Consider the following 22,353-nt stretch of genomic DNA (forward strand, 5'->3'; position numbering starts at 1 on the left):
GTCGGTCCAGGGGTGCGCGGCTAGCCTGCTCGGCAGCGGCTATCTGACGGACTATCAGACGGGTGGCGTATGGACCTCTCCCGCACGCCCGAGGAGGAGGAGTTCCGCGCGGGGCTGCGGGCCTGGCTCGCGCGGGTGCTGCCCACGCTGCCGGCCAAGCCGTCCCCGGACGACTGGCCGGCCCGCCGGGCCTACGACCTCGGCTGGCAGCGCAGGCTCCACGACGCCGGGTACGCCGGGCTGGACTGGCCCGTCGACGCGGGCGGCCGGGGCGCCACCCCCACCCAGCAGCTGATCTTCCTGGAGGAGACAGAGCGGGCCGGCGCGCCCTACGTGGGGGCCAACTTCGTCGGGCTGCTGCACGCGGGGCCGACGATCGCCGCCGAGGGCACGGCCGAACAGCGGGCCCGCTGGCTGCCGCCGGTCCTGCGCGGAGAGGAGGTCTGGTGCCAGGGCTTCAGCGAACCGGACGCCGGGTCGGACCTGGCCGCGCTGCGCACCCGCGCCCACCGCGACGGTGACCACTACGTGGTGAGCGGGTCCAAGATCTGGACCTCGCACGCCGAAGTCGCCGACTGGTGCGAACTGTTGGTGCGCACCGACCCGGCGGCGCCCCGGCACCGGGGCATCACCTGGCTGGCCCTGCCGATGGACGCCCCGGGCGTCACCGTACGGCCGCTGCGCACGCTCGCCGGGTCCGCCGAGTTCGCCGAGGTGTTCCTGGACGAGGTGCGGGTGCCGGTCGCCAACCGGGTCGGGGCGGAGAACGACGGCTGGCGGGTGACCATGGTGACCCTGTCCTTCGAGCGCGGCACGGCGTTCGTGGGCGAGGTGGTGGCCTGCCGCCGGGTGCTGGACGAGCTCGCCCGCACGGCCCGCGGCAACGGCCGCTGGGACGACCCCCGGCTGCGGCACGGGCTGGGCCGGCTCAACGCCGAGTTCCGCGCGCTGTGGCGGCTGACCCAGTGGAACGTGAGCGAGGCGGAGGCGGCGGGCGGCGCGGTGCCCGGCGTCGGCGGCTCGGTCTTCAAACTGCGGTACTCGCACGCGCGCCAGGAGCTCTACGACACCGCGGCCGACGTGCTGGGCGCCGACTCGCTCGACCTCGACCGGCCCTGGGTGCTCGACCGGCTGTCCTCGCTGGCCTACACGATCGCGGCCGGCACCTCGCAGATCCAGCGCAACATCGTGGCCGAGCGGATCCTCGGACTGCCGAAGGGACGGTGACACGGACCGTGCGATTCCGACTCACCCGGGACCAGGAGGCGTTGCGGGCAGGTGTGCGGGAGGTGCTGGCCCGGCGCTTCGGGCCCGAGGCGCTGCGCGCCGCCGTCGGACGGCCCGGCCTCGACCGGAGCCTGTGGCGGGAGTTGGGCGCGGCCGGGTTCTTCGCGCTGCGGGTTCCGGAGGCGGAAGGCGGGGTCGGACTGGGACTGCCCGAGGCGGTGTTGGCGTTCGAGCAGGCGGGGCGGTTCCTGCTGCCGGGCCCCTTGGTGGCCACCCATCTCGCGGCCGGCTCGGTGCCCGGCGCGGCCGCCGGGGAGGTCGTCGTGGCGGCCGTCGACGGCGAGCTCGTGGAGTGGCTGGCGGAGGCGGACGTGGTGCGCGGCGACGCCTCGAAGGCCGTACCGCTGACCTCCGTGGACCCGCTCACGCCCCTGCACCGGGTGCCCGCGCCGGACGGCCCGCCGGCCGCCCCCGACCCGGTCGCGGTGCTGCTGACGGCCGCCGAACAGCTCGGCACGGCCGCGCGGACGTGCGAGCTGGCGGTGGAACACGCCCGGACGCGTGAGCAGTTCGGGCAGCCGATCGGGGCCTTCCAGGCCGTCAAGCACCTGTGCGCGCAGATCCTGGAGCGGACCGAGCCGGCCCGCGCCGCGGTCTACGCGGCCGCCGTCACCGCCGACCCCGTCGACGTCGCCGCGGCCCGGCTGCTGGCCGACGAGGCGGCCGTGCGCGGCGCCCGCGACTGCCTCCAGGTGCACGGCGGGATGGGCTTCACCTGGGAGTCCGAGGTGCATCTGCACCTGAAGCGGGCGTGGGTGCGGGCACGGCGCGCGGGCGGCGGCGCCCAGGGCGCCGAACTGCTCGCCGCCGATCTCGCCGCCGACCCGGCATAAGGGCCGTCCTCCAGGGGGCGCGCCGCGCCCGGGTGCCGCGGATCGTGGCATCCCGGAACTACGGAGCGTCGATATCGGGTTGTGCCCCGGGGCGGGCTCGTCACGGCCCGGAGTCGGCACCCTGCTCCGGTACCTTGTGTGGGATGCGAGTGGTTCCGGATACGAGCCATGCGGGTGTCGCCCCGGGGGCGGCCCCGGATCCGGCGGTGCGCATCGCTGTCGGCAAGGCAGAAAGGGCTTGCTCCGAGCGGCGTTTCCCCGCCTGTTCGACTTCCGTCGGCATCGGTCGCACAGTATGCCGGACAGGTACTCCTTGGCGCTGGAATATGCCCGAAGCGCTTGTTGGCGTGACTGTACGTCAACCAAGCTGTCCTACAAGGGATTCACGATCAGTGATCCTGGCTGCGGCCATTGTCCTGGCCATGCTGAAAATGGCTACGATCGTGGCCCTCGTCATGGCCCTCGTCGTGGCGCTCGCGTGGCGCGAGGCCATGTGTCCGCCGGTTCGGATGGTGTGAGCGGTGCAGGTGCTACAAGTGCAGCTGGAGATCCGGCCCGACCCCGCCGAGGTCGGGCGCGCCCGCAAGTGGGCCCGCTCGCGGCTCGCCGGGTCCGGGATAGAGGCCGACGAACCGCTCGCGGAGACCCTCGTGCTCCTCGTCTCCGAGCTGGTCACCAACGCCGTGGTGCACACCGGCCGGCCGGCCGTGCTGCGCCTGTCGCTGGCCGCCGTGGCGGCCGAGGTCGCCACCGTCCGGCTGGAGGTGGCCGACGCCTGCGAGCGGGCCCCGGTGCCCCGCTGCGCCGACGGCGACGCGACCGGCGGCCGCGGTCTGGCCCTGGTGGACGGCCTCGCCGACCGCTGGGGCTGGAGTCCCGAGGGCGCGGGCAAGCGCATCTGGTGCGAGGTGGACCGGCCCGAGGAGTCCGAGGGCCCCGGGGCGGTCCGCCGCGACGCGGTGGCGGCGTGCGAGGGGTACGAGGGGCTCGTGTACGGGGCCTACGAAGCCGTGTGACCCGCGACCGCGCCCGGCGCGGGCGCGCAGGGCGGGCGCACGGTCGGCCGGATCCCGTCGCCACAGGTGCGCGGGTGCGTGAGGTGCCGCCGTCCGGTGAGGGCCGGGACGGCGTGCGCCCGGATATGCTTCCGTGCGCGCCCGGGACGAAGCGGGGCGTAAGCGATAAATCCCCGATCGGGTGTTGACGCGGCGTGTCCGTTTGATCACGCTTGTGGCAGCGATTCGCCGGGGGACGGCGAGGGCCTCGGTGACGGAGGCCTTCGGCGGGTGCGGATCGTGAGTTCGGCGCCGTTCTTCTCAGGGCAGAGGGACCGGGGCGGGTGCGCCGAAGTCGGATGGCGGCGCGCGGTGCCGTGCTCGGGGCGGGCAGCGGCGCGCCGCCAGCCGAACCTGTCCGGCGGGTTCCGGCCGACGGCTTCCGTCCGGTCAGAGGATCGCGACCGGGGCCACCGGCGTCCCTGTCGCGCCGGCGAAGGGCTCGGGCATCGCCGAGAGCAGAAACGCGTACCGCCCTTCTTCTCCACAGGCTGTGGACAACTTTTCGAGATCCCAGTTCTGGCCCTGGAGCATGCCCATCTCCACCAGGTGGAGCGCGTGCACGGGCAGCCAGAGGTCGTCGATCTCGGGCGGGAACACCTCGAAGGTGAGGGTGTCGTTCGCGACCGCGGCGACGTCGCGCGCGTGGAACCACTCCGGCGTGCGCACCGAAAGGCCCGGCGACGGATGGGCGTACCCGTGCCGGTCGCCCGCGAGGCAGAGCCGGACCTGCCCGGTCCGCACCAGCACGACGTCCCCGGCGCGGACGCGGGTGCCCGCCAGTTCCTCGGCCGCCTCCAGGTCCTCCGGGGTGACGGCGCGTCCGCCGGCCAGCCGGTCGACACCCCGCGCGCGTGCCACGTCGAGCAGCACCCCGCGCGAGACGATGTGTCCCGCCTTGTCGATGCCCGCGAACCCGGCGCCGCCGTGCGCGGTGACCGTGCCGGCCGGGCGGCCGTTGTAGAGCCGGCCCGAGTGCGAGACGTGCGGCAGCGCGTCCCAGTGGGTGGCGGCCTGGAGCCCCATCGTCACGGCGTCGTCGCTGCACGCCACCGTGCCCGGTCCGAAGATCTCCTGGTTGATCTGCACCATGACGTGCAGCGGGTCGATCCGCCCCGGGATCATCCCGGTCTGCACGCCGTCCTGCCGCAGGGGCAGCGCGAGGGGGACGCGCCGCCCGGTACGCACGCACCCGGCCGCCTCCCGGACGACCTCGTCGGTGATCAGGTTGAGGGTGCCGCGCTCGTCGTCGGCTCCCCAACGGCCCCAGTTGTTGACGCGCTTGGCGATCTCGTGGAACTCGTCCGGCAGTGACATGGGTGCTCCCCGGGGCTTGTCTCCAGGTGTCCGACGGGACTTAAAATCTAACGGTCCGTCAGATATCGCGGGAAGGGGCCGGGCGTGGGGAACTTCGTGGCAGGCAAGGTCGTCGCCGTGACGGGCGCCGGACGCGGCATCGGCCGGGCGGTGGCGCTGGCGGCGGCGGCCGAGGGCGCCCGGGTCGTCGTCAACGACTTCGGGGTCGCCGTGGACGGCGCCGCACCGAGCAGCGAGGTCGCCGGGACGGTCGTCAAGGAGATCGAGGCCGCGGGCGGGACGGCGGTCGCGGTGGCCGACGACATCTCCACCATGGCGGGCGGGCAGCGCCTGGTCGACACGGCCGTGTCGGCGTACGGACGGCTGGACGGTGTCGTCTGCGTGGCCGGGATCCTGCGCGAACGGATGCTGTTCAACATGTCCGAGCAGGAGTGGGACCCGGTCGTCGCCACCCATCTCAAGGGCACGTTCACCGTGTTCCGGGCGGCCTCCGCGGTGATGCGCGCGCAGCGCTCGGGCAGCCTGATCGGCTTCACCAGCGGCAACCACCAGGGCTCCGTCTCGCAGGCCAACTACAGCGCCGCCAAGGGCGGGATCATCTCGCTGGTGCGCAGCGCCGCGCTGGGGCTGCACAAGTACGGGGTGAGCGCCAACGCGGTGGCCCCGGTGGCCCGTACCCGGATGTCGGCGAACGTGCCCATGGAGCTCACCGAGATCGGCGAACCGGAGGACGTGGCCGCGCTCGTGGTCTATCTGCTGTCCGACCGGGCGAGGCGGGAGCGCATCACCGGCCAGGTGTACACGATCGCCGGACCCAAGATCGCGGTGTGGGCGCAGCCGAGGGAACTGCGGGCCGCGTACGCCGACGGCGCCTGGACCCCGCAGCGGATCGCCGACTTCCTGCCGGGGACGGTCGGGACGGATCCGATGCCGCTGCTGGAGCGGGTCGAGGCGATGGAACGGGCGGCCCGGGACGGAGCCCGGCCGAACGCCTGACCGCACGCCCTGCCGGTTGTCCGGCCGAGAACGGTTCCGCGTCCCTTCCGAGGAGGTCACCGTGGAGTTCGGGTTCACGCCGCAGGACGAGGAGTTCCGCGCCGAGGCACGCGCCTGGCTCGCCGCGCACGCGGGCGACGCCGGGGACCGCCGCGGCTGGGAGCGCACCCTGGGCAAGGCGGGCTGGATCGGACTCGGCTGGCCCGGGGACGGCTACGGCAACCGCACCGCCACCCTCACCCAGCAGGTCGCCTGGGCCGAGGAGTACGCCCGCTCGGCCGCGCCCCCGCGCTCCGGGCACATCGGCGAGAACCTCCTCGCCCCCACCCTGCTCACCCACGGCACCGACGACCAGAAGGCCCGCTTCCTGCCCCCGATCGCCGCGGGCGACGAACTGTGGTGCCAGGGCTACAGCGAACCCGGCGCGGGCTCGGACCTCGCGGGCGTGCGCACCGCGGCCGTCCGGGAGCCGGCGGGCGCCCACTACCGGATCACCGGACAGAAGATCTGGACCTCCCTCGCGCACGAGGCGGACTGGTGCTTCGTCCTGGCCCGCACCGAGCCCGGCTCGCGCCGCCACCACGGTCTGAGCTTCCTGCTCGTGCCGATGGACCAGCCGGGCCGCGTCGAGGTCCGTCCGATCCGGCAGCTGACCGGCACGAGCGAGTTCAACGAGGTGTTCTTCGACGGGGCACGCGCGCGCGTGGAGCACGTCGTCGGCGGCGAGGGCGGCGGCTGGCGGGTCGCGATGAGCCTGCTCGGCTTCGAACGGGGCGTGTCGACCCTCGCCCAGCAGATCGGGTTCGCCGCGGAGCTGGAGCGCGTGGTGCGTACGGCCGTGGAGACGGGCACGGCGGACGATCCCGTCGTACGGGACCTGCTGGTGCGCCAGTGGGCCGAGCTGCGCACGATGCGCTGGAACGCGCTGCGCACCCTCGGCCGCGGCGGCGACGCGGGGGCGCCCAGCGTGGCGAAGCTGCTGTGGGCGGGCTGGCACCAGCGGCTCGGGGAGCTGGCCATGCTGGCGCGCGGCGCGGCGGCGGGCGTCGGACCGGTGGACTGGTCGCCCGCGGCGCCGTACGAACTCGACGCGCTCCAGCACCTGTTCCTGTTCTCCCGGGCCGACACCATCTACGGCGGCTCGGACCAGATCCAGCGCACGATCATCGCCGAGCGGGTGCTCGGCCTGCCCAGGGAGCCCAAGGGAGCCGCGTGATGCGAGGCGTGATCTACGACGGGAAGCAGGTCCGGGTCGCGGACGACCTGGAGGTACGGGATCCCGGACCCGGCGAGGTGCTGGTCGCGGTCTCCGCCGCGGGCCTGTGCCACAGCGACCTGTCCGTGCTGGACGGGACCATCCCCTTCCCCGTGCCCGTGGTGCTCGGCCACGAGGGCGCGGGCGTGGTCGAGGCGGTGGGCGCGGGTGTCGGTCATGTGGCGCCCGGCGACCATGTGGCGCTGTCGACGCTCGCGAACTGCGGGACGTGCGCGGACTGCGACCGGGGACGGCCGACGATGTGCCGGCAGGCCATCGGCCGTCCCGGGCGGCCGTTCTCCCGGGACGGCCGCCCGGTGTACCAGTTCGCCGCCAACTCGGCCTTCGCCGAGCGGACGGTGGTGAAGGCGGTGCAGGCCGTCCGCATCCCGAAGGACATCCCGATGCCGTCCGCCGCGCTGATCGGCTGCGGGGTGCTGACCGGGCTGGGCGCCGTGCTCAACCGCGCGCGCGTGGACCGCGGGGACAGCGTGCTCGTGATCGGCACCGGCGGGATCGGCCTCAACGTCCTCCAGGGCGCGCGGATCGCGGGCGCCCTGCGGATCGTGGCGGTGGACGCCAACCCGGAGAAGGAGGCGATGGCCAGGCGGTTCGGGGCGACGGACTTCCTCACCTCCACCGAGGGGGTGAAGGACGTCCTGCCGACCGGCGCGGACCACGCCTTCGAGTGCGTCGGCCGGGTGGAGCTGATCCGCGCGGCGATCGACCTGCTGGACCGGCACGGCCAGGCGGTCCTGCTCGGGGTGCCCCCGGCGACGGCCGAGGCGTCCTTCAGGGTCTCCTCCCTCTTCCTGGACAAGGCGATCCTCGGCTGCCGTTACGGCTCCTCCCGCCCGCAGCGCGACATCGCGCTGTACGCCGAGCTGTACCGGCAGGGCCGGCTGCTGCTCGACGAACTGGTGACGGCCACCTATCCGGTCGAGGACTTCGAGAAGGCACGGGCCGACGCGGAGGCGGGCCGGGTGGCCCGAGGGGTGCTCACTTTCTGACGGTGACCGGAAGCCGTCCACAGCCGTGGAAAACCCCTGAGGCGTTGTCGGTCCCGGCCCGTACCGTCTGCGCATGACCTATCGCGACGTCGCCTCCAGGCAGGTCCTGGCCTGGGCCGGTACCGCCGTCGGCTCCCGGATGCCGGTGGCCATGGCCCCGCTGGCCCTGGTCTTCCTGGCGCGCGAGCGGCCCGGCGGCTACTCCCTGGGCGCGGTCCTCGCGGCGGCGTACGTCATCGGCGAGATCGTCGGCGCCCCGGTCCTCGGGACGCGGCTGCGGCCCGGGCGGACCCGCGCCCAGCTGTCCGCCGGTCTCGCCGTCGGAACCGCCGGGTTCCTGGGGCTCGGGCTGTTCCCGGCGGCCCCGGCCGCCGTCCTGGCCGGGTTCGCGTGCGTCGCCGGTGCCGCCCCGGCGGCCGTCACCGGCGGTCTGCGCACCCTGCTCACCGAGCTGGTCCCGGGGCGGGCGGTGGCCCAGGCGCTGTCCGTGGAGTCGATGCTGTCGTCCGGGGTGTGGGCGGTCTCCCCGGCCGCGGTCGCAGGGCTCGCCCTCGGGGTCGCGCCGCGCGTGCCGCTGCTGCTGGCGGCGGCCCTGATGGCGTCGTCGGTGGCCGGCCTGCGGCTGTTCCCGGCCGGCTGGGGCGCGGACGGCGCGGACGGCGCGGACGAGGGGCGGGAAACAGGCGAAGGCGGCGGGGCCGGGACGGCGCGGCGGCGGCCGCTGCTCGACGCCTGGCCGGTGTACGTCACGGGCGCGGCCAGTCTGACCCTGCTCGGCCTCAGCGAACTCGTCCTGCCCGCCCTGCTCGAACAGCGCGGCGTCGGCGTCGGCTGGTCCGGCCCGCTGCTGGCCGGGATGTCGGTGGGCGCCGGGCTCGGCGCGTTCGCCTACGGCCTGCGGAACTGGCCGGGACGGCTGCGTACCCGCAGTGTGGTGCTGATGGCGGGGACCTCGGTGTGCATCACGCTCGCCGCGCTGCTCCCGCATCCGGCGGGCATCGCGATCGCGCTGACCGCGGGCGGCATCCTGCAGTCCGGGGCGATGCTCACCCGCAACCTCTCCCTGCGCGAGGCCCTTCCGCCGGGCGCCCTGGCCGCGGGTTACTCGGTGATGTACGCGGCCGCGGGCGCGGGGTACGCGGCCACCGGCTCCCTGGCCGGCGCCCTGCTCCGGTTCGTGGCGCCGTCGACGGCGATCCTGGCCGGGGTGGCGCTGACCCTCGGGCTGACGGCGCTCGGCTGGTGGGGCGAGGTGCGGCGGGAGAGCCGCTCAGTGCGTGACGTGCAGGTCGGCCTCGCCGCCCGCACCGGCGCCGACGGGGCTCCCGTCGCGGGGCCGGACGTCGTCGTCGCCGCTGCCGACCCGGAACGTCCGCCGATACGCGGTGGGGGTGACCCCGAGCGCCGTCTGTAGGTGCTGTCGCATCGACTGGGCGGTGCCGAAGCCCGCGTCCCGGGCCACCTGGTCGACCGAGAGATCGGTGGACTCCAGCAGATGCCGGGCCCGTTCCACCCGCTGCCGGGCCAGCCACTGGCCCGGACTGACGCCGACCTCCTCGCGGAAGCGGCGGGTGAAGGTGCGTACCGACATGGACTCCTGGGCGGCCAGGTCGCGCAGCTGGAGCGGCTCGTGGAGGCGGCCGAGGGCCCAGGCGCGGGCGGCCGTCGTCCCGGACACCTGCGGGTCGGGCACGGGCCGGTGGATGTACTGGGCCTGCCCGCCGTCCCGGTGCGGCGGTACGACGGTCCGGCGGGCCACCTCGTTGGCGACCGCGGTGCCGTGGTCGCGGCGGACCATGTGCAGGCACAGATCGATGCCGGCCGCGACCCCCGCCGAGGTCAGCACGTCGCCGTCGTCGACGAACAGGACGTCCGCGTCGACCCTGACCCGGGGGAAGAGGCGCGCGAAGTGCGCGGCGTCGGCCCAGTGCGTGGTCGCCGGACGGCCGTCGAGCCGGCCGGCGGCGGCGAGGACGTACCCGCCGGTGCAGATGGAGGCGAGCCGGGTGCCGGGCCGGATGTGCGCGAGCGCGGCGGCCAGGTCGTCGGTCAGCACGCCCTGCTCGTAGACCGGCCCCAGTTCGTACGACGCCGGGACGACGACCGTGTCGGCGGTGGCCAGGACCTCCGGTCCGTGGGCGATCTGGACGGCGAAGTCGGCGTCGGTCTCCACCGGGCCCGGCGGCCGGACGGAGCAGGTGACGACCTCGTACAGATGGCGTCCCTCGGCGTCCTTGGGCCGGCCGAAGATGCGGTGCGGGATGCCCAGTTCGAAGGGGAGCAGCCCGTCGAGGGCGAGCACGACGACGCGGTGGGGGCGGAACGCACGCTCACGGGTCATGGCCCGATCCTAGCGAATGCTGTCCTTCCGGCCACTCGTTTGTCATGGTCGCGCACTGGATGCTCTACGACGTGACCCAGACATCAGAAGCCGCAGCCACCGTCGCGGACGCCCCGCCCGCACGCCGGTCCCGCGTCCACCGCGCGTGGTTCGTCGCCGCCGTCACCTTCGTCACGATCATCGGCGCGGCGGCCTTCCGCTCCCTGCCCGGCCTGCTCATCGACCCGCTGCACCAGGAGTTCGGCTGGTCGCGCGGCACGGTCGGCGCCGCCGTCTCCGTCAACCTCGCGCTGTACGGCCTCACCGCGCCCTTCGCCGCCGCGCTGATGGACCGCTTCGGCATCCGGCGGGTGGTCGCGGTCGCGCTGACCGTGATCGCGGTCGGCTCCGGCCTGACGGTGTGGATGACGGCGGCCTGGCAGCTGATGCTCTGCTGGGGCCTGCTGGTGGGCCTCGGCTCGGGCTCGATGGCGCTGGCGTTCGCGGCGACGGTGACCAACCGCTGGTTCACGGCGCGCAAGGGTCTGGTGACCGGCATCCTCACCGCCGCCTCGGCCTCCGGCCAGCTGATCTTCCTGCCCCTGCTGTCCTGGATCGTCGAGAAGCACGACTGGCGTCCGGCCGCCGTCACGGTGGCCCTCGCGGCCCTGGCCGTCGTCCCCTTCGTCTGGCTGCTGCTGCGGGACCACCCGGCGGACGTGGGGCAGAAGCCGTACGGGTCCGAGGAGTTCGTGCCGAAGCCCGCGCCCGTCCCCGGCGCCGCCCGCCGCGCCGTGACCGTCCTGTTCTCGGCGGTGCGCACCGGCCCCTTCTGGCTGCTGGCCGGCACCTTCGCGATCTGCGGCGCCTCGACCAACGGCCTGGTGCAGACCCACTTCGTGCCCGCGGCCCACGACCACGGCATGCCCATCACGGCGGCGGCCTCGCTGCTGGCGGTGATCGGCGTCTTCGACGTGGTCGGCACCGTGGCCTCGGGCTGGTTCACCGACCGCTTCGAACCGCGCCGCCTGCTGGCCGTGTACTACGCGCTGCGGGGCGTCTCGCTGCTGTTCCTGCCGATGCTGCTGGCGCCCGCCGTGCACCCGCCGATGATCTTCTTCATCGTCTTCTACGGTCTCGACTGGGTCGCCACCGTGCCGCCCACCCTGGCCCTGTGCCGGGAGCAGTACGGCGACGACAGCGCCATCGTCTTCGGCTGGGTGCTCGCCTCCCACCAGGTGGGCGCCGCGCTCGTCGCCTTCCTCGGCGGTGTGGCCCGGGACGCCTTCGGCTCGTACGACATGGTCTGGTACGCGTCCGGCGCGCTGTGCGCGGCGGCGGCGCTGATGGCGCTGGTGATCAGGCGGCGGGCGGCGCCGATGCCGGCGCTGTCCGCGATGGCCTAGGGCAGGCCCTGACCGGTCAGCGGGCCGGTCCGAGCCGGGCGAAGCGCCCCCGGTGGAAGAGGAGCGGTCCGCCGCCCTCCCCGGGGGCCTCGCCGGTGCCGAGGGCGTCCACCCGCCCGACCACGATGAGGTGGTCGCCGCCGGTGTGCACGGCGTGCACGGCGCAGTCGATCCAGGCGAGCGCCCCGGCCAGGCGCGGTGCGCCGGAGACCGGGGCCGGTTCGTGCGCGACCCCGGCGAACTTGTCCGCGCCGCTCACCGCGAACGCGCGGCACAGCTCGCCCTGGGACTCGTCCAGGACGTTGACGCAGAAGACCCCGGCGCGGGCGATGCGCGGCCAGGTCGTCGACGTACGGCCGACCATGAAGGCGACCAGCGGCGGGTCGAGGGAGAGCGAGGAGAAGGACTGGCAGGCGAAGCCGGCGGGGGAGCCCGCGCCGTCGGCGGCGGGTGCGGTGATCACGGTCACGCCGGTCGCGAAGTTCCCCAGCACCCGCCGGAACTCGGCGCGGTCGACCGGCGCCCGCTCGTCCTCGCCGACGCACCGCAACCGCGGCCGCGCCTCCACGGACGCGGGCGCCGCCTCGGCCGACCTGAGCCAACGGACGGCGGCTGCCGCCATCCCCGCGTGTCCCATCACGTCCACCATTGAAGCTGACGGTTCGTCAGATGGGAAGGGCCGTGCCGGACACCGGGAGCCCTGCGCGGAGGTCAGCGGCCCCGGAACCCGGGTGCGCGCCGCTCCACGAAGCTCGCCACCCCCTCCCGGGCGTCCGCCGTGGTCATGTTGATCTCCTGCGCGGCGGCCTCCGCGGCGAAGGCGGTGGCGCGGTCGGCGTCGAGCGAGGCGTTGACGAGCTGTTTGGTGAGGGCGAGGGCGCGGGTCGGACCGGCGGCGAGCCGGTCCGCCCAGGCACGGGCCGTCGCGTCCAGCTCCCCGTCCGGGACGACCCGGTTGACCAGGCCGAGGCGCTCGGCGTCCGGCGCGGTGAGGGCGTCGCCGAAGAACATCAGCTCCTTGGCGCGCTGGGGCCCCACCAGCCGGGGGAGCAGATACGCGCCGCCGCCGTCGGGGACCAGCCCGCGCCGTACGAACACCTCGATGAACCGGGCGGACTCCGCGGCGAGCACGAGATCGCAGGCGAGCGCGAGATGGGCGCCGAGACCGGCCGCCGTGCCGTTCACGGCGGCGATCACCGGCTTCTCGCAGTCGAGGACGGCGGCGATCAGCCGCTGGGCGCCCAGCCGGAGCGTGCGGGCGACATCGCCCGCGACCCGCTCCCCGGGCGCCGGGCCGCCCCGCAGGTCCGCGCCCGCGCAGAAGCCGCGGCCGGTGCCCGTGACGACCACGACCCGCACCTCCGGGTCGGCGGAAGCGTCGGCGAAGTGACGGATGATTTCTTCCCGCTGGCCGGGGTTCAAAGCGTTGAGGGCCTCCGGGCGGTTGAGGGTGATGCGGCAGACCCGGTCCTCGACGGTGTGCAGGACCCATGACTCGTCGGATTCGGTCGGGCTCATCTCAGCGACACACCGCCAGGGCGTCCAGGGCCACCGCGCCCTGCCCCTGGGGCAGCACCAGCAGCGGGTTGATGTCGAGCTCGGCGAGTTCGCCGCCCAGCTCCAGGGCCATGCGCTGGACCCGCAGGACGACCTCGACCAGGGCGTCGACATCGGCGGGCGGGCGGCCGCGGACCCCGTCGAGGAGGGCCCGGCCGCGCAGTTCGGTGAGCATGGTCCTGGCCTGGTCCTCGCCGAAGGGCGGCACCCGCACGGCCGTGTCCCGCAGGACCTCCACGAGCACCCCGCCGAGCCCCACGGTCACGGTCGGCCCGAACAGGTCGTCGTGGGTGACGCCGACGACCATCTCCACGCCCCGCTCCACCATCTGGCACACCAGCACGCCGTCCAGCGGCACGCCCTCGTAGCGGGCGATCTCCGTCAGCTCGCGGTAGGCGTCGCGGACCTGGCTGGCCGAGGTCAGGCCGATCTTCACCAGCCCCAGTTCGGTCTTGTGGGCGATCCGCGCGCCGGACGCCTTCATCACCACCGGGTAGCCCACCAGCCCGGCCGCGCGCACGGCCGCCGCCGCGCTGGTCACGAGCTGTTCGCGGGGCACCCGGATGCCGTAGGCGCGCAGCAGCTGCTTCGCCGCGTGCTCGCTGAGCTGCTCGCCCGGCCGCATCAGGGCGCGCGCCTTGCGGAAGGAGGGGGAGGCGGCGCGCGGTGCCTCGTCGAAGGGGGAGCGGTAGGCGCGTACGAAACGGTGGTGGTCGAGATGGGCGCGCACGGCCGCCAGACAGTTGCCGACGGTACGGAAGGTGGCCACCCGCGAGGAGCCGAGCAGCACCTCGCGGTAGGCGGGCTCGGTGCCGACCGGCGACCCCCACACCACGCACACCAGCTTGTCCGACCGCTCGGCCGCGTCCACCAGGTCCCGGACCAGCCGGTCGCTCAGCGGCGGGAAGGGGCCGGTGACCGGGCAGATCAGGACGCCGACCTCGGGATCGTCCAGGATCGCGTCGATGATCTTCCGGCCGCGTTCGTCGCCGACCGGATGCCCGCCGTTGTCGACCGGGTTGGCCACGCTCAGGTACTCGGGTATCCACTGGTGCAGCTCGGCCTGCTTGGCCTCGGACAGCACCGGCAGCCGCAGGCCCGCCCGGGTCGCCAGGTCGGCGACGTGCGCGCCCGTGCCGCCCGAGATGGAGCAGACGACGACCCCGTCCGCGAGCGGGGCGCGGGCCCGGGCCAGCAGGGCGGCGGTGTCCTGGAGCTCGTCGAGACCGTCGACCCGGATCACCCCGAACTGCCGCATCGCCGCGTCCACCACCGCGTCCGTGCCGGTGAGTTTGCCGGTGTGGGAGGCGGCGGTGCGGGCGCCGGTCTCCGTGCGGCCCACCTTGACCGCGACGATCGGCACCCCGCGCCGGGCGGCCCGGTCGGCGGCGAGCAGGAAGGAACGGCCGTCCTTCAGCCCCTCCACGTAGCAGGCGATGGCGCCGACCTCCGGCCGCTCGGCGAAGTACGAGATGAAGTCGGCGCTCTCCAGGTCGGCCTCGTTGCCGGTGGGCGCCCAGTGGGAGAGGCGGATGCCGAGCTCCTGGAGGGCGAAGACGGGACGGCCCTGGTGGCCGGACTGGGTGATGAGGGCGATCGCCGGTCCGTCGAGGTCGTCCCGGAAGCGCTCGAAGGCGTTGAGGTTGGTGTTGGGCCCGAGCAGCCGCACCCCGGACCGGGCGGCGGCGTCCGCGAGCCGGGCCTGCGCGGCCGCGCCCGCCGCCCCGGTCTCCGCGAACCCGGAGGCGAAGGCCACCGCGAACCGCACCTTGGCCTCGGCGAGTTCCTCGACCACCGGGAGCGGGTCGGCGACCAGGAGCACGGCGAGGTCGACCTGCCCGGGCAGGTCGGCGACGGACGGCACGCAGGGGATGCCGAAGACCGACGCGCGGGTGGGGTGGACGGGGTGCAGCCGCGCGCCCACCCGTTCCGCCCAGGCGAGCAGCTGCCGGGTGATGCCGGTGTTGGGCCGGCCCTCGGCGTCCGAGGCGCCGACCACGGCGACGGACTCGGGCCGGAAGAGGCGGTCCAGGTCGGGGACGGCGGCGTACAGCGGACGACCGCTGACGTCGAGGTCGTCCACGTCGGCCGGACGGCCGTGGACGGCCGGCGCCGGGGGCTCACCGCACGCGATGACGCGGGCCCGGCGGGAGTCGGTGGTGAGGGTGCCGTGGGTTGATCCAAGCATCGGTCCGCCCGCTCCTGTGTGACAGCCAAATAACTGACGCTCTGTCAGATTACTGAATTGACGAACCGTCAGGAATGGTCGTGCACGGAGAGAACGGGCGGGCGACCGCCCGCCGTGGGTCCGGGGCCGGACGGCGGGCGGGGGCGCGCGTCGGTACCGGGTCAGTTGGGGAGGCGGGACACCTGCCCCGCTCCCGCGCCGGCCGCGACGGCCTTCGCTATCTTCTCCGCGTCGATGGCCAGCTCGCGGAACATGCCGCTGATCGGGTTGGTGAAACCGGTGAAGTACAGGCCGGGAGCGTTGCGCGGGGTGCGGGCGCCGTGCACCACCGGGCGGCCCCGGGCGTCGAGCACGTCGAGGTGGCCGACCAGGTCCTCCAGGGCGCGCAGGTAGCCGGTGGCGGCGACGACGGCGTCCGGCGAGACGCGGCTGCCGTCGGCGAGGACGACCTCGTCGTCCTCCAGGCCGTCCACGGCGGCCACGATCTCGACCTTGCCCTTGCGCACGGCGTCGATGAGGCCGACGTCCTGGACCGGGATCGACCCCGCGGTGACACGGCTGTAGAGGCCGGTGTCCGGGCGGGGCAGGCCGTGGGCCGAGAGGTCCGGCACGCTGAGCTTCCCGACCGGTCCGGCCAGCCGGTCCACGAGCCCGACCGGCAGCCGCCGGACCAGGACGCCGGTGTACTGGGCGGCCCAGCCGGCCGTCGAACGGCGCAGGATGTGCGGGGCGGTGCGGACGGACAGCCGCACCCGCTTCGCGCCGCCCTCCACCAGGTCCACGGCGATCTCGGCGCCGGTGTTGCCGATGCCGACGACGAGCACGTCCCGGCCCGCGTAGGGCTCGGCGTTGCGGTACGCGCCGGCGTGCAGCAGCTCGCCGGTGTAGGACGCGCGGCCCGGCCAGTCGGGGATGTGGGGCGTGTGGTTGAAGCCGGTGGCCACGACCACCGCGGCGCCGGTCAGCTCACGGCCGCCGGTGGCGTGCAGCAGCCAGGCGGTGCCGTCGGGCGAGCGCTCGACGCGGGAGACCTCGACTCCGGTGACGATCTCCAGCTCGTGGTGCTCGGCGTACTTCTCCAGGTAGCGCACCACGTTGTCGCGGGACACCCAGCGGCCGAAGCGGCGCGGGATGGGCAGCCCCGGCAGGGCGGACAGACGCCGGGTGGTGTGCAGGTGGAGCCGGTCGTAATGGCGCCGCCAGGACGCGCCGACCTGGTCGGACTTCTCCAGGACGACGGCGCGGACGCCCCGGGCGCGCAGCGCGTACGCGACGGCGAGCCCGCCGGGGCCGGCGCCGATGACGTACACGGGCCGGTCCGCGGGAACGGCCGCGGCGGAGGGGGCGGAGGGAGCGGGCGCGGGTCGATCGGCGGAGACGGCCGTGGCGGGCGCGGGCGGGGTGGAGTCGTCGGGCATGAGCGCGAGCGTAATCACGCACAGGATTGATGGGTCTCGGTCAAGACCGGAATTGGTTGCGGATTGATCACGCCTGGAGGACGGATGGGTGGGACGTGTGACGTAGGCCGCCCGATTGTGCATGCGCGGTGGGGCGTTGGGGGCGCGAGGTGGGCGGCGCCCGATCAGACAGACGGGAAGATCGGACGCCGCGTTCTCGTGAACGTAGTCGGACGCCGACAAAATCGTCAACAATATAGTCCGATTCAGCGCGGACGCACAGCTTCCGCGCGGGTGGGGCTCGCGGGATCCCGCGAGCCGTCGGGCGTCTTGCGGAAGTGCCGTCCGTCCGCTGAACTGACGTACCGTCAGATGTGATGGGCGGGTCGGCGGGAGAGTGGGTCCGGGACATGGACACGATCTGGCTCGGCGGGGCGGAATGGCTGGCGGTGCTGCGGGTCGGGCTCGGCCTGTGGTGGCTGGAGAGCTGGCGGCACAAGGACCGCAAGGACTGGTTCGAGCACGGCACCGGCATCGCGTGGGCGGCGGACGTCGCGGCGAGGCACCGGTGGAGCGCGGTTCGTTCCGGCTTCGAGACCGTGGTCGCGGCCAGGCCGCGCACGATGGCGTACGTCGTCGTGTACGCGGAACTCGCCCTCGGGCTGGGCCTGATCGCGGGCTTTCTGACCCCGGTCGCCCTGGTCGGCGGGCTGGTGCTCAACGCCCTCTACTTCGTCCTGATGATCCACGACTGGGCCGAGCAGGGGCAGAACTCGATGATGGGGCTCATCTCGGTGGTGGCCCTGTTCGGGATGTCGTGGCAGACCTGGTCGCTGGACGACGCGCTCGGCTGGTTCCGGTGAGCGGCGGCCCGCGGTACGACCTTCCCGAACCGGACGGCTTCACCCGCGTCTACTGGGACGCGGCGGCGGACGGGCGCCTGCTGATCCGCCGCTGCGGGGCGTGCGGGCGGGCCCACCACTATCCCCGCGAGTTCTGCCCGCACTGCTGGAGCGAGGACGTCACCTGGCAGGAGGCGAGCGGCCGGGCCACGCTCTACACCTGGTCCGTCGTCCACCGCAACGACCTGCCGCCCTTCGGGCAGCGCACCCCGTACGTGGCCGCCGTCGTCGACCTCGCCGAGGGGCCGCGGATGATGACCGAGGTGGTGGAGTGCGGGCCGGACGGACTGCGGGCGGGGGCGGAACTGGAGGTCGCCTTCCGCGACGGGGTGCCGGTGTTCCGGCCGGGACGGCCGCGGCCGCGCAGGCCGTGATCTACGGGCCTGGTGCCGACGGGGGAGCAAAGAGGCTGCCGAACCCCGGTTCACCGGCTTCAATGGCCCGATGGCCCACACGAGCGACAGATCCCCCGGCTCCCCCTTCCCCGAGCTGCACGGTCACGGGCTGCGGCTGAGCCACTGGCGCGCGGACCACGACGCCGACGTGGAGGCCTGGCTGCGCGGGCTGTCCGACCGGGAGTTCCGGCGCTGGAACACCCCGCTCAGGCCCGTCGCGGACCTCGACAGCGCCCGCGCCTCGCTGCGGGCCAAGCAGGACGGCGCGGCGGACGGCACCGGCGCGTCGTTCCGGGTCACGGACGCGGCGGACGGTACGACGCTGGGGCACATCGGCGTCAACGCGATCGACGTCGTCTTCCGTTCCGGCCGCGTCGGTTACTGGGTCCTGCCCGAGGCCCGCGGCCGGGGCGTCGCCACCCGGGCGCTGGCCGTCGCCGCCCGCTGGGCCCACGGCGACCTCGGCCTGCACCGGCTGGAACTCGACCACGCCCTCGACCACGACGCCTCCTGCCGGGTCGCCGAGCGCTGCGGCTTCCGCTACGAGGGCACCCTGCGCGGCGCCATGTTCGAGGCGGGCCGCCACGACGCGTTCCGCGACAGCCATCTGCACGCCCGGCTGGCGACGGACCCGGAACCGCGACTGCCCTGACCGGCGCGCGGCGGCCTCAGGGCCACAGCAGCTCCTTGACCCAGCCGGCGCCCGCTCCCGTGCCCGCGTCGGCGCCTTCCCGCCGGTACCTCAGTCGCACATGCCGGCGTCGCTCGTCGCCCTGGAAGAACTCCACCTCCGTCGCCCGGAGCCGGTAGAGCGTCCAGCTCCCGACCACCGTGTCCGGCGCCCGCCGGGCCAGCTCCCAGGCGTCCTCGGAGGCCCGCCGCAGCTCCTCCGCCGAGCCGAGGACCTCGCTCTGCCGTCCGGTCAGCGCCGCGGCCAGCGCCCCGGTGGAACGGGCGTGCAGGTCGGCCCGCGCCTCCCCGGGCGGGGCGACGGCGACCGGTCCGCGTACCCGCACCTGGCGGCCCTGGGCGGGCCAGTAGAAGCCCAGGGCGGCGTACGGCCGGGCGGCGAGCTGACGGCCCTTGCGGCTGCTCGTGTGCGTCGCGAAGGCCCAGCCCTCCGCGTCGGCGCCGTGCAGCATCACGGTGCGCACGTCCGGCAGGCCCTCCTCGTCCGAGGTCGCCAGCGACATGGTGTGCGGCTCGGTCTGTCCGGCCGCCACCACCTCGGCGAACCAGTCCGTGAACAGCGTGAGCGGGTCGCCGGGCGCGGCGTCCGGGTCGAAGGGCGGCAGCCCGGTCACCGCCGGGTCCCACACCCGCAGCGACCTGAGCAGCTCGTGAAGATCCGTTGCCATGCCCCGAGTATCACGCAGCCGCCCGCCACCACCACCGCGGCCGGCCGGCTCAGTCCCGCCCCAGCACCACCGTCCCCGAGGAGCAGAACCAGCCGCCCGTGCCGGAGGCGACCGCCAGCCGGGGCAGCTCGCCGTCCGGCCGCCGTACCTGCCGGGCCCCGGCCTCGCCCCGTAGCTGCCGCACCGCCTCCACCAGCAGGAACAGTCCCCGCATCCCGGGATGCTGGGCGGAGAGGCCGCCCCCGTCCGTGTTCACGGGCAGTTCGCCGCCCGCCACCTTCAGCCGGCCCTTCTCCACGAACGCCCCGCCCTCGCCCTTCGCGCAGAAGCCGAGGTCCTCCAGGGTCACCAGCGTCATGTAGGTGAAGGCGTCGTAGATCTCCGCGAAGTCCATCTCGTCGGGTCCGACCCCCGCCCGCTCGAAGGCGAGCCGTCCGCTCACCGCGGCCGGGGACACCGTGAAGTCGGGCCACTGCGACATGGCGGCGTGGGAGACGTGCTCGCCGGTGCCCAGGATCCACACCGGTTCCGTACGGCAGTCCCGTACGTACTCCTCGGCGGCGAGCAGCACCGCCGCCCCGCCGTCGGAGCGCGGACAGCAGTGCAGCTTGGTGAACGGATCGGCGATCATCGGGCCGGACAGGACGTCGTCGACCGTGATCGGGTCGCGGAACATGGCCTCCGGGTTCAGCGCGGCGTTCGCCCGCGCCTGGACCGCGACCTGCGCCAACTGCTCGATGGTCGTGCCGTGTTCGAGCATGTGGCGGCGGGCGGCCATGGCGTACTTGGCGATCAGGGTGTGGCCGTAGGGCGTCTCGAACTGGAGCGGGCCGCGGGCGCCGAAGGAGAGGTCGCCGGTGCGGCGGCCGGCTTTGACGTCCGCGCGGGCGGTGGAGCCGTAGACGAGCAGGACGGCCTCGGCGTGGCCCGCGGCGATCGCGTCCGCCGCGTGGGCCGCCATGACCTCCCAGGTGGAGCCGCCCACGGCGGTGGAGTCGACCCAGGTGGGGCGCAGCCCCAGGTATTCGGCGACCTCCACGGGCGCGAGGACGCCGGTGCCCGCCGAGGCGAAGCCGTCGACGAGCGAGCGGTCCAGTCCGGCGTCGGCGAGGGCGCGGCGGGCCGCCTGGGCGTGCAGGGTGTACGCGGTCGCGTCGTCCACGCGGCCGCAGCGGGAGAGCGCCGCGCCGACGACGGCGGCCCTTCGGGTACCTGGCAGCGACATGGATCTGACGGTATATCAGATCCGAGCGGGGCGGCAGGCGTCGAGGGCCTGTGCATCCACGGGCGTCCGCCTTAACATGACGAGCCGTCAGATCGGGAGAGGGTGGGTGGTCCTTGTGGACGCCGGCTTCAGCGCAGAGCAGGACGACATCCGCCGCACCCTCCGTGAGCTGCTGCGCAAGCGCTGCGGGCCGGGGGAGGTGCGGGCCGCGGCCGACGCCCCCGCCGGTCACGACCCCGGCCTCTGGGACGCCCTCGCCGCCCGGCTCGGCCTGCCCGGTCTCGCCCTGCCGGAGCGGTACGGCGGGGCCGGCTGCCCGGTCACCGATCTCGCGCTCGCCTGCGAGGAGGCGGGGCGCTTCCTGGCCCCCACCCCGCTGCTGGCCACCGCCGTCCTCGCCGCCCCCCTCCTGCTCGCCCTCGGCACCGAGGACCAGCGCGCCGGGCTGCTGCCCCGGATCGCCGCCGGTGAGCTGACCGCCGCCCTCGCCGTGCCGGGCGCCGCGCTCGCCACCGCGCTCGCCCTGACCGGCCCGAACGGCGGCGACTGGGCGGGCGGCGGCCGGGCCGGCGGGGTACAGGCCCGGCGCGCCGACGGCCGGTGGCGGCTGTACGGGGAGGTCGACCAGGTCCTCGACGGGCACGGCGCCGGGCTCCTCGTCGTCGCCGCGCACACCGGCGGGTTCGCCCGCTCGCGCACGCTGCTGTTCCTCGTGTCCGGCGACGCGGCCGGGCTGGTGCGGGCGCGGCAGACCGCGCTGGACGCCACCAGGCCGCAGGGACGCCTCCAACTGCGGGAGGTCGAAGCAGAGTTGCTGGGGGAGGAGCAGGAGCGTCAGGAACCGGGGGAGCGGGGCGGGGTCCTGCCGGTGCTCGCCGCCGTCGGTGACGCCGCCGCGGCCGCCCTGGCCTGCGAGGCCGTGGGGGCCGCCGACCGGGTGCTGGAGCGCACCGTGGAGCACGTCGGGCGCCGGGAGCAGTTCGGGCGGGCGATCGGCTCCTTCCAGGCGGTCAAGCACCGCCTGGCCGACGTGTACGTCCAGGTGCAGGCGGCGCGCTCGGCCGCGTACTACGCCGCGTGGGCGACCGCGCGGGGCGAGCGGGTCGGCGGTCTCGCCCTCGCGCAGGCCCTCCAGGCGCTGCGCACGGCCGCCGCCGAGGGCGTGCAGCTGCACGGCGGCATCGGCTTCACCTGGGAACACGAGGCCCATCTGTACTTCAAGCGGGCCACGGGCGACGAGCTGCTGTTCGGTCCGGTGCACCGGCTCCGCGCGCACGCGGCCGGCACGGCACGGCTCTTCGAACGCCGGGAGGTGACGGTGTGACCGCCGTCGGTGTGCGTCTGGTGCGGCGGGTGTCCGCCACCCGGGGCTTCGCGAAGGTCGCCCCGCACGTCATCCCCGCCCTGGACCGCGCGGTGCACCGGCTGAGCCGCGGAAGGGTGCTGCTCAGCGCGCAGATGCTGCCGGGTCTGGTGCTGACCTCGACCGGGGCGCGCAGCGGGCTGCCCCGGCACACCCCGCTGGCGTGCGTGCCGCAGGAGGACGGCCGCGGCTGGCTCCTGGTCGGCTCCAACTTCGGCCGCAGCGACCACCCCGCCTGGACCCACAACCTGCTCGCGCACCCGGAGGCGTCCGTCAGTATCGGGGGCGAGGACATCCCGGTCACGGCGCGGCTGCTGGCGGGGGAGGAGCGGGCCGCGGCCTGGGCGGACGCGCTGGCGCTCTGGCCGCCGTACGCGGCGTACCAGGCGCGGGTGGAGCGGGAGATACGGCTCTTCAGGATCGTGCGCAGATAGCGCGGCAGGCGGCGGCCCACCCCCGGGGGGCCCCCCCACACCCGAAAGCTGACGG

Annotated in this window: 20 protein-coding genes; 12 read left to right on the plus strand and 8 right to left on the minus strand. The window is 74.6% G+C overall.

Features of this window, described 5'->3' with window-relative positions:
* The first annotated feature begins 69 nt into the window (after window positions 1-69).
* The 3 genes from ACZ60B_RS27415 to ACZ60B_RS27425 all read left to right on the plus strand — a co-directional run bounded on the left by ACZ60B_RS27415 (window position 70) and on the right by ACZ60B_RS27425 (window position 3,136).
* Window positions 70-1,227 carry an acyl-CoA dehydrogenase gene (locus ACZ60B_RS27415; RefSeq protein WP_469391404.1) on the plus strand — a complete coding sequence of 386 codons (1,158 nt, stop codon included), beginning with the start codon at window positions 70-72 and terminating at the stop codon, window positions 1,225-1,227.
* A gap of 8 nt (window positions 1,228-1,235) precedes the next feature.
* Window positions 1,236-2,120, plus strand: a complete 885-nt coding sequence (locus tag ACZ60B_RS27420) for an acyl-CoA dehydrogenase family protein (RefSeq protein WP_469391406.1) — start codon at window positions 1,236-1,238, stop codon at window positions 2,118-2,120.
* Window positions 2,121-2,656: 536 nt separating this feature from the next.
* Window positions 2,657-3,136 carry an ATP-binding protein gene (locus ACZ60B_RS27425; RefSeq protein WP_469391408.1) on the plus strand — a complete coding sequence of 160 codons (480 nt, stop codon included), beginning with the start codon at window positions 2,657-2,659 and terminating at the stop codon, window positions 3,134-3,136.
* Between the two features lie 429 nt (window positions 3,137-3,565).
* Here ACZ60B_RS27425 and ACZ60B_RS27430 read toward each other — a convergent pair whose 3' ends face one another.
* Window positions 3,566-4,492, minus strand: a complete 927-nt coding sequence (locus tag ACZ60B_RS27430; RefSeq protein ID WP_469391410.1) for a cyclase family protein — start codon at window positions 4,490-4,492, stop codon at window positions 3,566-3,568.
* An 84-nt stretch (window positions 4,493-4,576) separates the two neighbouring features.
* Here ACZ60B_RS27430 and ACZ60B_RS27435 point away from each other — a divergent pair, with 84 nt between their 5' ends.
* The 3 genes from ACZ60B_RS27435 (at window position 4,577) to ACZ60B_RS27445 (ending at window position 7,753) form a co-directional block, all read left to right on the plus strand.
* A complete protein-coding gene (locus ACZ60B_RS27435) occupies window positions 4,577-5,488 on the plus strand; it encodes an SDR family NAD(P)-dependent oxidoreductase (protein ID WP_469391413.1) in 912 nt (303 codons plus the stop codon).
* A 61-nt stretch (window positions 5,489-5,549) separates the two neighbouring features.
* A complete protein-coding gene (locus ACZ60B_RS27440) occupies window positions 5,550-6,704 on the plus strand; it encodes an acyl-CoA dehydrogenase family protein (protein ID WP_469391415.1) in 1,155 nt (384 codons plus the stop codon).
* Window positions 6,704-7,753, plus strand: coding sequence for a Zn-dependent alcohol dehydrogenase (locus ACZ60B_RS27445; protein ID WP_469391417.1), 1,050 nt, complete (start codon window positions 6,704-6,706; stop codon window positions 7,751-7,753). Before ACZ60B_RS27440 ends, ACZ60B_RS27445 begins: the two co-directional genes overlap by 1 nt.
* Before the next feature lie 1,270 nt (window positions 7,754-9,023).
* On the opposite strand, the gene ACZ60B_RS27450 is transcribed toward ACZ60B_RS27445, so the two are convergent.
* Window positions 9,024-10,094 carry a GlxA family transcriptional regulator gene (locus ACZ60B_RS27450; RefSeq protein WP_469391419.1) on the minus strand — a complete coding sequence of 357 codons (1,071 nt, stop codon included), beginning with the start codon at window positions 10,092-10,094 and terminating at the stop codon, window positions 9,024-9,026.
* A gap of 71 nt (window positions 10,095-10,165) precedes the next feature.
* Here ACZ60B_RS27450 and ACZ60B_RS27455 point away from each other — a divergent pair, with 71 nt between their 5' ends.
* On the plus strand, window positions 10,166-11,479 hold the full coding sequence (locus ACZ60B_RS27455; RefSeq protein ID WP_469391422.1) for an MFS transporter: 1,314 nt from the start codon (window positions 10,166-10,168) through the stop codon (window positions 11,477-11,479).
* A gap of 16 nt (window positions 11,480-11,495) precedes the next feature.
* Here the strand turns inward: ACZ60B_RS27455 and ACZ60B_RS27460 are convergent, their stop codons facing one another.
* From ACZ60B_RS27460 to ACZ60B_RS27475, 4 genes are all read right to left on the minus strand, one after another.
* Window positions 11,496-12,128 carry a flavin reductase family protein gene (locus tag ACZ60B_RS27460; protein ID WP_469391424.1) on the minus strand — a complete coding sequence of 211 codons (633 nt, stop codon included), beginning with the start codon at window positions 12,126-12,128 and terminating at the stop codon, window positions 11,496-11,498.
* A gap of 62 nt (window positions 12,129-12,190) precedes the next feature.
* Complete coding sequence (locus ACZ60B_RS27465; protein ID WP_469391426.1) at window positions 12,191-12,997, minus strand: enoyl-CoA hydratase/isomerase family protein; 807 nt, start codon at window positions 12,995-12,997, stop codon at window positions 12,191-12,193.
* Between the two features lies 1 nt (window position 12,998).
* Window positions 12,999-15,224 carry an acetate--CoA ligase family protein gene (locus ACZ60B_RS27470; RefSeq protein ID WP_469391428.1) on the minus strand — a complete coding sequence of 742 codons (2,226 nt, stop codon included), beginning with the start codon at window positions 15,222-15,224 and terminating at the stop codon, window positions 12,999-13,001.
* 161 nt (window positions 15,225-15,385) lie between these two features.
* Window positions 15,386-16,642, minus strand: a complete 1,257-nt coding sequence (locus tag ACZ60B_RS27475) for a flavin-containing monooxygenase (RefSeq protein ID WP_469391430.1) — start codon at window positions 16,640-16,642, stop codon at window positions 15,386-15,388.
* Window positions 16,643-17,031: 389 nt separating this feature from the next.
* Here ACZ60B_RS27475 and ACZ60B_RS27480 point away from each other — a divergent pair, with 389 nt between their 5' ends.
* The 3 genes from ACZ60B_RS27480 (at window position 17,032) to ACZ60B_RS27490 (ending at window position 18,570) form a co-directional block, all read left to right on the plus strand.
* A complete protein-coding gene (locus tag ACZ60B_RS27480; RefSeq protein WP_469391432.1) occupies window positions 17,032-17,484 on the plus strand; it encodes a DoxX family protein in 453 nt (150 codons plus the stop codon).
* Window positions 17,481-17,897 carry a Zn-ribbon domain-containing OB-fold protein gene (locus ACZ60B_RS27485; RefSeq protein ID WP_469391434.1) on the plus strand — a complete coding sequence of 139 codons (417 nt, stop codon included), beginning with the start codon at window positions 17,481-17,483 and terminating at the stop codon, window positions 17,895-17,897. Before ACZ60B_RS27480 ends, ACZ60B_RS27485 begins: the two co-directional genes overlap by 4 nt.
* Window positions 17,898-17,967: 70 nt before the next feature.
* Window positions 17,968-18,570, plus strand: coding sequence for a GNAT family N-acetyltransferase (locus tag ACZ60B_RS27490; protein WP_469391436.1), 603 nt, complete (start codon window positions 17,968-17,970; stop codon window positions 18,568-18,570).
* A gap of 16 nt (window positions 18,571-18,586) precedes the next feature.
* On the opposite strand, the gene ACZ60B_RS27495 is transcribed toward ACZ60B_RS27490, so the two are convergent.
* Complete coding sequence (locus ACZ60B_RS27495) at window positions 18,587-19,276, minus strand: pyridoxine/pyridoxamine 5'-phosphate oxidase (protein ID WP_469391439.1); 690 nt, start codon at window positions 19,274-19,276, stop codon at window positions 18,587-18,589.
* A gap of 49 nt (window positions 19,277-19,325) precedes the next feature.
* A complete protein-coding gene (locus ACZ60B_RS27500; RefSeq protein ID WP_469391441.1) occupies window positions 19,326-20,501 on the minus strand; it encodes a thiolase C-terminal domain-containing protein in 1,176 nt (391 codons plus the stop codon).
* 115 nt (window positions 20,502-20,616) lie between these two features.
* On the opposite strand from ACZ60B_RS27500, the gene ACZ60B_RS27505 reads away from it, so the two are divergent.
* A complete protein-coding gene (locus ACZ60B_RS27505) occupies window positions 20,617-21,825 on the plus strand; it encodes an acyl-CoA dehydrogenase family protein (RefSeq protein WP_469391449.1) in 1,209 nt (402 codons plus the stop codon).
* Window positions 21,822-22,298: a nitroreductase family deazaflavin-dependent oxidoreductase gene (locus tag ACZ60B_RS27510; protein WP_469391443.1), complete on the plus strand. Its 477-nt coding sequence runs from the start codon at window positions 21,822-21,824 to the stop codon at window positions 22,296-22,298. Before ACZ60B_RS27505 ends, ACZ60B_RS27510 begins: the two co-directional genes overlap by 4 nt.
* Window positions 22,299-22,353 lie beyond the last annotated feature (55 nt).

The sequence above is a fragment of the Streptomyces sp. NPDC104096 genome (assembly GCF_055584385.1).